General features: G+C 36.7%; 12 protein-coding genes. 1 reads left to right on the forward strand and 11 read right to left on the reverse strand.

The window, feature by feature from the left end:
• Positions 1-5 precede the first annotated feature (5 nt).
• The 4 genes from pheT to QN089_RS10330 form a co-directional block, all read right to left on the reverse strand.
• Entirely contained in the window at positions 6-2,414 is a 2,409-nt protein-coding gene (gene pheT, locus QN089_RS10315) for a phenylalanine--tRNA ligase subunit beta (RefSeq protein WP_285215265.1), read from the reverse strand.
• A 12-nt stretch (positions 2,415-2,426) separates the two neighbouring features.
• Positions 2,427-3,464: a phenylalanine--tRNA ligase subunit alpha gene (pheS, locus tag QN089_RS10320; RefSeq protein ID WP_068457291.1), complete on the reverse strand. Its 1,038-nt coding sequence runs from the start codon at positions 3,462-3,464 to the stop codon at positions 2,427-2,429.
• A gap of 355 nt (positions 3,465-3,819) precedes the next feature.
• The gene (locus tag QN089_RS10325) at positions 3,820-4,581 is read right to left on the reverse strand and encodes a TrmH family RNA methyltransferase (protein ID WP_068452024.1); all 762 of its coding nucleotides are present in this window, start codon (positions 4,579-4,581) and stop codon (positions 3,820-3,822) included.
• Between the two features lie 15 nt (positions 4,582-4,596).
• Positions 4,597-5,574 carry a zinc-binding dehydrogenase gene (locus QN089_RS10330; protein WP_285215266.1) on the reverse strand — a complete coding sequence of 326 codons (978 nt, stop codon included), beginning with the start codon at positions 5,572-5,574 and terminating at the stop codon, positions 4,597-4,599.
• A gap of 117 nt (positions 5,575-5,691) precedes the next feature.
• Between QN089_RS10330 and QN089_RS10335 the strand changes: the two genes are divergently transcribed.
• The gene (locus QN089_RS10335; protein WP_068452019.1) at positions 5,692-6,663 is read left to right on the forward strand and encodes a bile acid:sodium symporter family protein; all 972 of its coding nucleotides are present in this window, start codon (positions 5,692-5,694) and stop codon (positions 6,661-6,663) included.
• Positions 6,664-6,714: 51 nt separating this feature from the next.
• On the opposite strand, the gene argF is transcribed toward QN089_RS10335, so the two are convergent.
• The 7 genes from argF to hmpA all read right to left on the reverse strand — a co-directional run bounded on the left by argF (position 6,715) and on the right by hmpA (position 14,645).
• A complete protein-coding gene (gene argF / locus QN089_RS10340) occupies positions 6,715-7,680 on the reverse strand; it encodes an ornithine carbamoyltransferase (RefSeq protein ID WP_068452016.1) in 966 nt (321 codons plus the stop codon).
• Between the two features lie 163 nt (positions 7,681-7,843).
• Positions 7,844-8,929, reverse strand: coding sequence for a M42 family metallopeptidase (locus tag QN089_RS10345; protein WP_068452013.1), 1,086 nt, complete (start codon positions 8,927-8,929; stop codon positions 7,844-7,846).
• 48 nt (positions 8,930-8,977) lie between these two features.
• Positions 8,978-9,463 carry a dUTP diphosphatase gene (locus QN089_RS10350; RefSeq protein ID WP_068452010.1) on the reverse strand — a complete coding sequence of 162 codons (486 nt, stop codon included), beginning with the start codon at positions 9,461-9,463 and terminating at the stop codon, positions 8,978-8,980.
• Positions 9,464-9,468: 5 nt separating this feature from the next.
• On the reverse strand, positions 9,469-9,747 hold the full coding sequence (locus QN089_RS10355; RefSeq protein ID WP_121177886.1) for a DUF1294 domain-containing protein: 279 nt from the start codon (positions 9,745-9,747) through the stop codon (positions 9,469-9,471).
• A gap of 85 nt (positions 9,748-9,832) precedes the next feature.
• Positions 9,833-11,317, reverse strand: coding sequence for a DUF5776 domain-containing protein (locus QN089_RS10360; RefSeq protein WP_285215267.1), 1,485 nt, complete (start codon positions 11,315-11,317; stop codon positions 9,833-9,835).
• Positions 11,318-11,599: 282 nt separating this feature from the next.
• On the reverse strand, positions 11,600-13,069 hold the full coding sequence (locus tag QN089_RS10365) for a DUF5776 domain-containing protein (protein ID WP_068452005.1): 1,470 nt from the start codon (positions 13,067-13,069) through the stop codon (positions 11,600-11,602).
• A gap of 415 nt (positions 13,070-13,484) precedes the next feature.
• Positions 13,485-14,645 (reverse strand): NO-inducible flavohemoprotein, encoded by a 1,161-nt coding sequence (gene hmpA / locus QN089_RS10370; protein ID WP_285215268.1) that lies wholly within the window; start codon positions 14,643-14,645, stop codon positions 13,485-13,487.
• Positions 14,646-14,693: the final 48 nt, after the last annotated feature.

The following is a 14,693-nucleotide window of genomic DNA, read 5'->3' on the forward strand; positions in this document are numbered from 1 at the left end:
TTAAATTATCGAACCTCTACATTCGCTTGTTCTTTTAACGCTGCCATTACTTCATCATGCACTGCTACGACTTCTTCATCCGTTAATGTTTTCTCTGGATTAAAGTACGTTAATGTAAATGCAAGTGACTTTTTGCCTTCTGGCATGTTTGCACCTTCATATAAATCGAATACATGTACTGATTTTAATAATGTACCACCAGCTTCACGAATAATTGCTTCAATTGTTCCTGCCTCTAATGTACGATCTACAACTAATGCAATATCACGTGAGATGGATGGGAAGCGTGGAATTGGTTGACAAACTAAAGGTTCCACTTCTGCTCCAGCTAATTGTTTAAAGTTTAGCTCTGCTACATATGTCTCTTTTAAGCCAAGTGCTTTTTGTTCTTTCGGGTGTAATTGTCCGAAGAAACCTACTACTTCACCATCTAATACGATTGATGCAGTACGACCTGGGTGCATACCTTCTTGTTTTGAAGCTACGTACTGAATACGCGCAGATAGACCTAATTTTTCAAGTAACCCTTCGATTACACCTTTTAACACGAAGAAGTCTACTTGCTTATGTTCGCCTTGCCATGCGTTTTCAAGCCATTTACCTGTCATAACGATTGATAGATGTTCTTCTTCATTTGGTAAGCCATCTTCGCCTTTACCTAGGAATACAGAACCAATTTCATATAATGCGACTAATGGAATTTGACGTGATACATTATGCACTGCTGCCTCGATTAAATGTGGTAATAAACTTTGGCGTAATGTACTATGTGCCTCACTCATTGGCATCATAAGACGTGTTGTTTCTTCTGTTTGTAATGCGTATTTTTGTGCTAATTCATCTGATGTTAATGAGTATGTTAACGCTTGGAATAAGCCACTACCTTCTAAATGATGACGTGTTACGCGGCGTTTTTCTTGGTATGATGTTAAACCACCTACTGATGTTTCTGCTACAGGAATTGTTTTTGGAATCTCGTCGTAACCATACATACGCGCGATTTCTTCTACGATATCTTCTTCAATTTTAATATCTTGACGACGTGTTGGCGCATCTACGATTAATAAACCGTTCGCTGTTTCTACATCAAAACGTAGACGTTTTAAAATCGATACCATCTCATTTAATGAGATTTTCATACCTAGACGTGAGTTGATGAAGTCAGGTGACACAGCTACGCGAGCTGGAGTTTTATCTAATTCATCTACAAGTACTGTTCCTTCTAGTACTGTTCCACCAGCGATTTCAGCCATTAACTGCGCTGCACGTTCTGCTGCTGGTAATACGCGGTTCGGGTCAATCCCTTTTTCAAAGCGCGCACTCGCATCACTACGTAAGCCTAAATCTTTTGATGTGTAACGAACAGATAACCCTTCAAAGTAAGCCGATTCAATCACAACAGTTGTTGTCTTATCTGTTACTTCTGAATCGAATCCACCCATAACACCTGCTACTGCAACTGGCTCTTCACCATTTGTAATTACAAGGTTCGAAGCTTTTAATGTGCGGTCTTTTCCGTCTAGTGTTTTAATGTTTTCGCCTTCTGTCGCTAAACGAACAACGATTTCACCTGTTTTTAGTGCATCGTAATCGAATGCATGAAGCGGTTGACCATATTCCATTAAAATATAGTTTGTAATATCAACTACGTTATTTAATGGACGAACGCCTACAGCCATTAATGCTTGTTGTAACCATAATGGTGATTCCGCAATTTTTACATTCTCCACAACTTTCGCTGCATATAGTGGATTTTGTTCTAATGCTTCTACACGTACATTTAATACGTCTGCTGCTTTTTTCGTTGTTGCTTCATACTTGATTTCAGGTAGGTGAATTTCACGATCTAGAATTGCCGCTACTTCATAAGCTACACCTAACATACTCATGGCATCTGAACGGTTTGGTGTAAGACCTAATTCTAATACCACATCATCTAAACCTAATACTTCAACTGCATCTGAACCTACTGGTGTATCTGATGGTAATACGTAAATACCTTCAGCATATGCTTTTGGTACAACTTTACCTTCGATACCTAGTTCTTGAAGTGAACAAATCATACCGTTTGATACTTGTCCACGTAATTTAGCTTTTTTAATTTTTCCGCCTGGTAAATGTGCGCCTGGGCGTGCAACAATGACTTTTTGTCCTACCGCTATATTCGGTGCACCACAAACGATTTGTGAATATTCTTCTTCGCCAAAATCAACTTGGCAAATATTTAATTTATCTGCTTCTGGGTGTTTTTCTTTTTCTTTTACTTCTCCAACCATTAGCTTTTTAAGACCAGCTGATAAGTCGATGATGCCATCTACTTCAATCCCTGCTCGTGTAATTTTTTCTGCTAATTCTGCTGGTTCAAAACCTGAAATGTCAACATACTGTGCTAACCATTTTAATGATACATACATGCGTTATTCCTCCTAATCTTCTGCTCTTTGGAATTGTTCTAAGAAACGAACGTCATTCGTATAGAAATCACGAATATCTTCTACACCGTAACGTAACATCGCAATACGTTCTTGTCCCATACCAAATGCAAAGCCTGTTACTTTTTTAGGATCATATCCTGCCATTTCAAGTACGTTCGGGTGAACCATACCTGCACCTAGAATTTCAATCCAACCTGTGTTTTTACATACATTACATCCTGAACCGCCACATTTGAAGCATGAGATATCCATCTCAACTGATGGCTCTGTGAACGGGAAATAGCTTGGACGTAAACGAATTTCGCGTTCGTCACCGAACATCTTCTTCGCAAATACATCTAATGTTCCTTTTAAATCACTCATACGAATGTTCTCACCGATCACTAAACCTTCAATTTGATTGAATTGGTGTGAATGTGTTGCATCATCGTTATCGCGACGGAATACTTTACCTGGGCAAATAATACGGATTGAAGAACCTTTTTTCTCTTCCATCGTACGCGCTTGTACAGGTGATGTATGTGTACGCATTAAGATTTCTTCTGAAATATAGAATGTATCTTGCATATCACGCGCTGGGTGACCTTTTGGTAAGTTTAATGCTTCAAAATTGTAGTAATCTTTTTCTACTTCTGGACCTTCTACTACTTCATAGCCCATACCGATGAATAAGTTTTCGATTTCTTCTGTTACACGTGTTAATGGATGTGCATTCCCTACTTTAATTGTGCGACCTGGTAGTGTTACATCAATTGTTTCTTGAGCTAATTGTGCTTCCACTGCTTTTTCTTCTAATTCAACCATACGTGCTTCTAATACTTCTTGTACTTCGCCACGTACTTCATTCACAAGAGCCCCCATTTTTGGGCGTTCTTCGGCAGGAAGTTTACCCATGCCTTTTAATAAATCTGTAATTGGACCTTTTTTACCTAAATAAGCAACACGTACATCATTTAATTCTTTTGTATTTGTTGCTGCTTGAATACGATCCAATGCTTCTTGTTTTAACTGTGTTAATTGTGCAGCCATTTCCATCGTAAAATTCCTCCTTTTATTGGATGATTAACCTGTTGTAAGCATAAAAAAATCGCCCCTTAAAAAAGGGACGAGGATTATATCGCGTTACCACCCTAGTTATTGCATACGTTCATGCAATCACTTCGTTGAATTAACGGCTCATTTGCCGGCGTACCTTTACAGCTAATGCTGGTCCCGGACGCTGCTAACGGGGTGAACTTCTTCTATTATAGAGGCACATCTCCACTTTCAGTCTATGGTGGACACTCCCTAATTGCTTATAATAGCGTACTTTTCCCGATCATCGCATTTGAATTATGTGTTCATACTCAACTATTATAAACGCTTTAATGCCATACTTCAAGTGTTACTCGGCAGTTGCAAAGTGATATAGAACAATTCCAGTCGCTACTGCTACATTTAATGACTCAGCGCCACCCATAATCGGAATGATGACATTCTTCGTCGTTTTTGTTAGTAATTCTTTTGAAATACCACTACCTTCATTCCCCATAATGACTGCAAATGAAGGTGTCTTTTGTACTTGGTTATATACCACAGATGTCGCATCAAGTGCTGTTCCATAAATCGGAATATCACGTTCTTGTAATTGTTCTACCCAATCTACTAGCTCACCGCGCAATACAGGTAAATGGAAAATAGAACCCTGTGTTGATCGAATTGTTTTCGGATTGAATGGGTCTGCACTACCTTTTCCTAAAATAACAGCATCCATCCCCGCTGCATCTGCTGTTCGAATCATCGTACCGACATTACCGGGGTCTTGTACAGCATCAATCAGTAAAAACTTCTTCCATGAAGACTTTACTTCAAAATCAGGTTGTTTGCAGTGTGCAAAAATGCCTTGTGTACGTTCTGTCTCTGCCAATTCTGCTGCGATTGCCGCTGTTACTTCTACCATATAAATGTTGTCAATATTCCATGTAGCAGGAATTTCAACACCTTCTCGTACAATTAAGTTTAAAACATCTGTACCTTGAAGTGCTTCTTCTACTAAATGGAAACCTTCTACTAAAAACTCACCAGATTGGTCACGTTCTTTGCGTGTTGTCGCTAATTTTTTCCAATATTTCACTAATGAATTTGATAATGATTCAATTCTTTTCATTCATAAACCGCCTTTTTACATCGTTAATACTATTTTGCCAAACTGTGTACTCTCTTGCAACTGCTGAAATGCTTGTGTCGCATGTTCGATGGCATATGTTTGTTCAACGATTGGGCGAATGTGATGTGCTTCCATGAAAGAAAGACATGCACGAAATTCTTCTCGACTCCCCATTGTCGTCCCATGTAATGTGTACTGACCGTAGAAAAAGTCACGTAAATTAATCGTTGTTTCATCTGCTGTTGTTGCGCCGAATGTTACTAGTGTACCACCCTTTTTTAAAACAGCCAATGAACGATTAAAAGTTGCTGCACCAACGCTATCAATGACAAGGTCGACTGTCTCATGCTGAAGTGCCGCGTTCCAGTCCTCTGCTGTATCAATTACGAGATCTACACCTAGTTGTCGTACTTTTTCACGCTTCTCTTCTGAACGTGAACTCGTAATAACTCGCGCGCCTATATTCTTCGCAAATTGAATCATAAATGTCGCAACACCGCTACTTCCACCTGGAATAAATACCGTCTGCCCTTTTTGTAATTGTCCTTTTGTAAAGAGTGCACGATAACCTGTTAATGGAGCAATCCCAATTGTCGCTGCTTCTTCTATTGATAAATAGTCTGGTTTTCGTTCAATTTGTTCTGCTGAAATGGCGATTTTTTCTGCAAATGTCCCTTGATCTGGCAAACTTAAAATTTCGAAGTCCTCAGGTGGAGCAGGTGTATTATCGAACCAACGAAGAGAAGGATTTATAATAACTTCATCGCCTACTTGCCAATTCTCGATATCTGCTGATACCTGTTCAATAATACCTGTTGCATCTGAACCTAAAATTAAAGGTGCCGCATCTTTCGCTAAACGATTCGGTGTATAAAGGTCCCGACGATTAACACTCGCCGCTTGAATACGAACGAGTACTTCTCCATCTTTTAGTATAGGTTCTGGTCTTTCTCCTACATGAATTTCGTTTTTTTCTGCATAAACCGCTTTCATTGACATTCTTCCCTTCATTTTTAGTTTATTTATTCATTATATCATTTTTTATATTGCTATTTTAAGAAAATTATATATACTTGAAATTATCAGAATTTTTGAAAAGGTGTGGATATGATGAAAGTTTTAGAATCAATTAGTTCATTTACAGGAAAGTACTTTGCTTTTCTTGTACTCGGAGTTGCTGTCATCTCATTCTTCTTCCCGACAGCATTCCTACCATTCGGAGGTTATATTACAATCATGTTAGGGATTGTCATGTTTGGAATGGGTTTAACATTAAGTGCAAAAGATTTTAAATTAGTTTTAACAAAGCCGCTACCCGTATTGATTGGGATTGTTGCACAGTTTACAGTGATGCCACTAACAGCTCTTGGTATTGCGTACTTACTACAATTGCCACCTGAATTAGCGGCAGGACTTGTATTACTTGGATCCGTACCAGGTGGAACTGCTTCAAACGTAATGGTTTATTTAGCAAAAGGAAATGTTCCTTTATCAATTACAATGACATCTGTATCCACATTATTAGCACCATTCTTTACACCGGTGATTTTATACTTCTTAGCTGGACAGTGGATGCCTGTTAATATGTCTTCGATGTTTATGTCGATTGTACAAGTTATTTTAGTACCGGTTGCACTTGGTATCATCGTTCGTAAATTAGCACCAAACTTAATCGACCGCAGTGTATCGGTTGTACCATTAATCTCAGTTGCTGCCATCATCTTAATCGTTGGTGCAGTAGTTGCAGGGAATCAAGAGAAAATCGCAACAGCTGGCTTAATTATTTTCTTAGCCGTATTCTTACACAATACAGCTGGTTTAGTTTTAGGTTATTACGCAGGAAAGATGTGCGGACTTTCATTATCAGACCAACGTGCCATCTCCATCGAGGTCGGTATGCAAAACTCTGGTTTAGGTGTGGCACTTGCTACAGCACACTTAGGACCACTTGCTGCTATTCCAAGTGCATTCGGTGCTGTATGGCATAATATTTCAGGACCAATTATCGCTAGTTACTGGGCACGTCGTCCGATTCCAAATGAATCAAAGCAACAAGTTTCAATTGAAAAGAAACATGCATAACAAAAAGAGAAGTGGGAGGTTAATCTCTCACTTCTCTTTTTTGTTCTCGTTTTATCCAAGTACGGATACAAGTACTGCTTTTTGTGCATGTAGACGATTCTCTGCTTGTTGGAAAATATATGAGTTTTCGCCGTCAATAACAGCTGTCGCAACTTCTTCTTCACGATGTGCTGGTAAACAGTGTAAAAACATATAATCTGGTTTCGCGTATGCAACAAGTTCAGAAGAGATTTGGAATCCTTCAAAGTCTCGTAGGCGTTTTGCTGATTCTTCTTCTTGGCCCATTGAAGTCCACACATCTGTGTAAATTACATCTGCATCTGTTGCCGCTTCAATTGGATCATTCGTAAATGATACCGTACTACCATTTTGTGCTGCGATTGTTGCTGCTTTTAACATGACTTGTTCGGATGGTTCATATCCTTTTGGTGCTGCTACAACGACATCCATTCCTACATGTGCTGCTGCTACCACAAGTGAATGTGCTACATTATTTCCGTCACCAATATACGCTAGTTTCAATCCTTTGAAGTGCCCTTTTACTTCTTTAATTGTTTCAAGATCAGCTAAAGCTTGGCATGGGTGTGAGATATCTGTTAAACCATTAATTACAGGAATTGATGCATGTTCTGCTAATTCTTTCACCATCGCATGTGAATTTGCACGAATCATAATACCATCTACATATCCTGATAATACATGTGCTGTATCATAAACCGACTCACCACGACCGATTTGTAAATCGCGTGCATTCATATACATACCTTTTCCGCCTAATTGGTGCATACCTACTTCAAACGAAATACGTGTACGTGTTGAATTTTTCTCAAAAATCATCGCAAGTGTTTTACCTTCTAATAGTTTCGGACACTTACCTTCTTTTGTAATCGTTTTTAATTGAATCGCTAAGTCGATTAATTGTTGTACTTCTTCACTTGAATAATTCACTAATGATAATAGATCTTTTCCTTTTAAGCTTGTGACAATTTGTAATTGTACCTCTTCTAATAATTTCACACTGCATCGCTCCTGTACGTTTAATTGTTAATTCTCATTATATGTATGTATATTTATTCTGTCAAATGAATTTTTATGTTTTATCTGACTATTTTATCATTTCTAGTAAGATTAGATAAAAAAAGAGTTCGAAGCAGCATATTCGCTTCGAACTCTTGTATGTTTATTCAAATGTAATACGTTGTACTGTTTCAGCATCTAGCTTTTTAATCACTTCAATCACTAATTTCACTGTATTTTCAAAGTCATCGCGATGTAAAATACCTGCATGTGAATGAATATAACGTGTCGCAATACCAATCGAGATTGCTGGTACACCGTTTGCTGTAATGTGAATAGAACCTGCGTCCGTACCGCCACCTGGAATTGCTTCATACTGATATGGAATTCCTGCTTCTTCTGCTGTATCAACGACTAAGTCACGTAACCCCTTATGACCGACCATTGATGCATCATAGACAATGATTTGTGGACCTTCACCCATTTTAGAAGCTGCTTCTGAAGGTGAGATTCCTGGTGTATCTCCTGCAATACCGACATCTACTGCAAAACCAATCGCTGGATTGATTTGATGCGTAGCTGTTTTTGAGCCACGTAAGCCCACTTCTTCTTGTACAACACCACAACCGTAAACAACGTTTGGATGTTGTTCATCTTTTAAGCCTTTTAATACTTCAATCGCAATCGCACAACCGATACGGTTATCCCACGCTTTTGCTAGTAAGAATTTATCGTTTTTCATCACTGTAAAATCGAAGTACGGTGCAATCATATCACCAGGGCGAATCCCCCACTCCATTACTTCTTCTTTCGAAGTTGCACCAACATCAATAAACATCTGTTTAATGTCAACCGGCTTATTACGTTGTTCTGCTGGTAAAATGTGCGGTGGTTTTGAACCGATAACACCTGTGACTGTCTCACCTGAACGTGTGACGATTTGAACGCGCTGTGCCAACATTACTTGGCTCCACCAACCGCCAACTGTTTGGAATTTAATAAAACCACGATCATCAATTTGTGTCACCATAAAGCCCACTTCATCTAAGTGTCCAGCTACCATAATTTTCGGACCATCTTCTTGTCCCACTTTTTTTGCAATTAATGAACCGAGACCATCTGTTTCGATTGTATCTGCATACGGTTCAATGTATTGCTTCATGACATCGCGCGCTTCCTTTTCATTACCTGCAATCGCACGTGCATCGGTTAAATCTTTTAGCATGGTTAATGTTTGATCTAATTTCATCTTGAGAAATCCCCCTTGTTGAAGAATACTTCCATTATACAACAGCTTTTAATATCCTGTACGTTGTCGCTCATAATTTTTTTCGTTTTTCGAAATATATGCATCGATAATTTGCTGTGCATCGAATTGTAATGTGCGTGCAATCGCACCATAGCACTTCCAAATCTCTTCATAATTTTCGCGTTCCGGCTCATTTCCAAACACGATAATCGCTTGTTGTGTCTGTAAAAATAATTCTGTTAAAGAAGCATCACGTGCATCTGTTGGCCATTCTGTTAAATCATTAAAACCTTTCATAATACCAAGAGATAATAAAAAGTGTACTGAGTCTACGAATTCTTCTAAAATAACAGCATCTTCTGAAGGACCTTTTGTACTCCAAAATTTGAAACAGCGTGTTTCATTCGCAAGTTCTCCTAATTCCACTAATAGCGCTAATGTTTTTTCACGAAAGACATCAAAATCAATCCCCTGTGTCTTTTCGATAAATGCATCTAATTCTTTTTGCATTGTAAATAATTGTTGTAAATTCACGTTCATCATCCTTTCATATGTATAGTATCGAAGTGATCAATAGCTGACAATAAAAAATACCCATCCATTAGAGCGAAGATTGTAAATCCAATAACAAAATGAAGCTTTCTTATTTTATGTCGCCAAATCATCATACCTAAAAATGTACCGAGTCCACCACCGACAATTGTTAAAATCCATAGTGTACGCTCTCTAATACGCCACTTGTGACGAATGGCTCTACTTTTATCAATGCCCATCACAATAAAACCAATCACTGATAATACAATAATCCAAATAGCCATATATACCTCATTTCTATTCGCTTGATTAGTATAACAAAAAAAGAAGAAGGAATCGCTTCGTTTGCGCCCTTCTTCTTACTTATTTTTATTTTTTCACAACATAGGCTTTATTCGCACTAATATATTGTCCTGTACCAATTTTTAAACGTGGCGTTCCTGCAGCGCTCCATGTAACTGCTGTCACTTGAAGTTTTTTACCTTTTGCAATCGTACGTGTCTTATTAGCGAATGACACAGATGTATAAACACCTACATTTGTTTTTGTTTGAATCGTTTTTGGATTTACATAATAATAATCTGAAATATTATTTACAACAGAGCGTGTATAAGCTTTGTTTGCACTCACATAATAACCAGTTGATGTTTTTAATCGTGGTGTTCCGCCATCTGTATAGTCGATGTCTTTAATCGTGAATACGCTATTTGTGCTGTAATTTTTTAATTTTGTCGATGTACTAAATGTCGTACTTTTGTATAAACCTTGTGTCACACGTAACAACGCTTTTTTCGGCATTTTTGTGATATATTCATCAATATCTGAACGTGTTTTCACAACATAGGTACGGTTTGCTGTAATATAGTTACCGTTTTTTAGTTTTAAACGTGGTGTTCCAGATGCACTCTTTTCAACAGCTACAATATCTAATAGCGTATTTTTAGGGTGACGTTTTACTTTCGCACTTTCTTTAAAAGTACGTGAATTATATTCATATGCTACTGTTTTTGTTGCAATTTTTTTAGGGTTACTTGTATAGTAACGTGGATTTGAGACAGGTTTTGATGTTGATTGCGTGAAGTAACTTAGGCTTACACCATTTAAACGGTTTAAATCAACATATGTACCAATTCCATCTACTTTCCCTCGGTCTGTAAACTGCCATAATGCATGTGGATATGCTGGTTTAGTTGAACCATAGCGTGGAATCCAGACAAAATCTGCTTTTGATGTATCAAGATTTAATTTATCATATAGATGATTGGCTATGTATAAGCCGATTTTTTTATCTGTATATTTACGTAATTCCGCAACGAATGAATTGACGATTGCACGCATGCTCTCACCAGATTCACTTGTGAATTCTTCTACGTCAATCACATAAAAATTTGCATCTTTACTTGCACGGTTATAAAAATCACGCGCTTCTACTTTAGCATCTGCTGTGTCAGTTGCTAAATGATACGCATATACGCCAAATGGCACATTATATTTTTTAGCACTTGCCTCATAACTTTTATGCCAATGATCTTCTAATACACTTCCATATTGTGTACGAATAATCGCTAAATCAATAACTTTTGAAGCCTTTGCCCAGTCAATATTCCCTTGGTGATGCGAGATATCGACAATAACGGGATCTGTGTATGATTTTGTGCTTAGTGTACGACTTTTAGCGTTCACCGGGTTTGTATCTGTGACATATGGTGTGCCTTCCCATTCGATTTTACGATCAGGATTTGCTGGTGCTAACGTCCCATCTTGTTCTACTGCAGAAGCCGAATTACTTTGCCATGCGACTACTACAAATAACGCAAACAAAAGTGATAGACACCATTTCAATTGTTTGTTCATTTTCCACTCTCCTTTTCAAATTTTTGAGGATTTTATAGCCTGAATTGACTATCCAAATCATAACAAATTTCTCTCTTTACTTATGACACTTTTACGCGTCATTTTAATTTCATATATTAAAATAATATTACATTTTATTTCACCTTGTAATATCCATACTCTTTTTCTTCTATCTGGTTATCTTTTTGAAATAAATGCGTATTTTATATACGCTTTTCCTCATTTTTTAGTATGAATCAAAAAAAAGAAGCTAGGTCCTAAAACCTAACTTCTTCTCTATTATTATTGTTCATACCAAGGGATTTGTTTAAATAATGTCTTTTTAGTTGAGACATATTTACCATCTGCTAATTTGAATCGTGGATAGCCTAACTTATTATAAACCACGTCTTGAATATCGAGTACTGTACCGACTGGAACCATCTCTGGATCTTTTTGTTGATCACCGAAAAGTAATGTATCGTATTTATAAATTACTTTTTGTGTACGTAACTTTAAAGATGAATCATATTCTAAGAAGTAGTTTTGAATAGTTGCTGGTACTTCGACTACATCATTTTTATCTGCTGAGATAAATCTGCCATTAATAATTGCAAAACGATTTTCGCCTGAACCATTATAAACTACACGACTTACGTTAAAAATCGTATTCGCTGGAACAAACTCTGGCGAGGTATTACTTGTTGATGAACGATATGAATATAAATTACGAATTGTCATGACTTGTTTTACATTATCATTTGTTGTATAGAAATTCGACGTAGCAGAAGTTTTTAATACTAAACTTTTACTAGCACTAATATATGAACCATCTGCTAGTTGAAGGCGTGGAATACCTGTTGAAGATTTCACTACCTTTTTAACTTTTAAACGTGTTCCCTCTTTGTAGCTTTTCTTTTTATTTTTTTTATCAAAGCTTGTTTTCTTATAAACATTTACAGGTTTCTTTAAAAGAACATATTTAGGATTCGTTACATAATATTTTTTAACGAGTTCTGAGTTTGAAATTGTTGTTACTTTATTTGTAAAGTATTCTAACTTTGTTCCACCTGCTAAACGATTTAAATCAACATTTCCATTGATTCCTGGAACGCGTCCGCTATCAGTATATTGCCAAAGTTGATGTTTATAAATAGGTCCTGAATAACCATAACGTGGAATCCAGACAAAATTAAATTTACTTGCATCTAATTTGAATGATGAATACTTGTGGTGCGCTACATATAAACCAATTTTTTTATTCGTTAATTTACGCATTTCCTTCATATACTCATTAATAATAGTACGCATAGAGTACCCTTTTTTATTCGTCTGTACTTCTACATCTAAAACATAAAATTCTGTATCTTTACTCGCACGATTATAGAATGAGCGCGCTTCTGCACGTGCTTCTGCTGGTGTACCAGCTCTTACAAAAGAATAAACACCAAATGGCACATTGTATTTTTTAGCATTGGATTCATATGTACGATGCATATAATCTTCTAATTTTCCATCTTGTGTACGAATAATCACTAAATCAAGCGCTTTTGATGCTTTTGACCAATCAATATTACCTTGCCATTTTGAAATATCTGCAATAACAGGATCATTTGCAGATTGTTTTACAAGTTTTGCATTGGCTGGGTATTCCCATTTCACAACACTCTCAGGTTTTGCAGTATTTTTATGTGTCTTGGCTTCACTATTTTGCGAGAATCCAAAGAGACTAAATACAACAAGTAATAGGGCTAAACCATAAACTTTTTTCATCTTTCCCTTCCTTTCACGTTCTCTCTATTCTTTCTTCTTTTATTATATCGTATAAGAAGAAAGAATTATTATTACAAACAAATAACATTTTATTTTTTATTATTTTTTTATCCATAAAACCTTATTTTAATATTATTACGTGAAATAATATTAAAAATTACTATGTATATACCTAAAAAAGCAAAAGAAAGTTCAATCAAAATAAGTATTAAGAATTAGTCATAATAATGGAATCAAAAGTAGGCTAAACAAAAATTTCACTTCGCTTTTTTAACGTTCACAACACAAAACTGGAACCGCGCCACAGCGTGATTCCAGTTTTTCTTAAGCTTATATGAGGTATTATTTTTACACTTATGTTCTAGCTTGTGTTATTTAATTTTTCAAACCCGATACAACTTCATGTTAAATCGAATTAAATATTCATTGCTGGTCCAAAAAATTCGTAATGAATTTGGTCACGACTCATGCCCAGTTCAGTTAGAGAAGCAATCACTTCGTGCATGAATCCTACAGGTCCACATAAATATACTTCACCTGTTAAATCAACTTGCTCAGCTAACATTTCTTTCGTAATTTTCCCTGCTACATCTGAAGCGTGTTGTACATATGTCACATTTTCAGGAATGGCAATATGGCATAACGCTTTTTCAAATGCATGCTCATTTAAGTGGGATGCACTATGAATCAATTTCACTGCGGCTTTATTTTCGCTTGCTGCTTTTTCAAACATACTAATTAATGGCGTAATTCCCACACCACCTGCGATGAATGTCACGGGTTTTTCTGTTGCTTCATAAACAAAGGAACCAGCTGGTACACTAATTGATAGCGTATCGCCAACTTGTACATGGTCATGTAGATAGTTCGATGCTTTACCGATTGGTGTATTTTTTTGATCGCGTTTAACAGAGATACGGTAGCTTTCACCATCATATGATTTTGATAAGCTATATTGACGATTTAGAATATATTCTTCGTTTGGATTTTTTACTTGTACCGTAATATATTGTCCAGGTAAATATTCTGGTAATGCTGAACCATCTGCTGGTTGTAAATAGAATGATGTAATGAGTGCATTCTCAGCTACACGCTTCACAACTTTAAAGTCTTTAAATCCACGGAATCCACCTTGTTTATTTTCAGCTTCTTGATAAAGCGCTTCTTCTTCTTGGATAAAGACATCTGCGATTACACCATATGCTTCTCCCCAAGCTTGAATAATTTCATCTGTTGCTGCATCACCTAATACTTCTTTAATTGCACGTAGTAAAAATTCTCCTACGATTGGATAATGCTCTGGTAATACACCTAAACTACGGTGCTTTTGTGCGATTTGTTTTACAACTGGAATAATCGCAGGTAAGTTTTCAATGTGTACAGCTGCTGCATAAACTGTATTTGCTAAAGCTGTTTGTTGACGACCTTTTTCTTGGTTCGCGTGATTAAAAATGTTTAATAAAGCTGGATTTGCTTCAAATAAATTTTTATAAAAAGTTTTTGTAATTTCTACTCCGTGTACTTCTAATACAGGTGCAGTTGATTTTACGACGTCCATTGTGTGTTGAGATAACATGTGAATCATCCTCTCTTTTTTTTACACCCTTAGAATAATCCTATTTTC

The organism is Kurthia sp. YJT4, assembly GCF_030219945.1.
GTDB classification, from domain to species: domain Bacteria; phylum Bacillota; class Bacilli; order Bacillales_A; family Planococcaceae; genus Kurthia; species Kurthia gibsonii.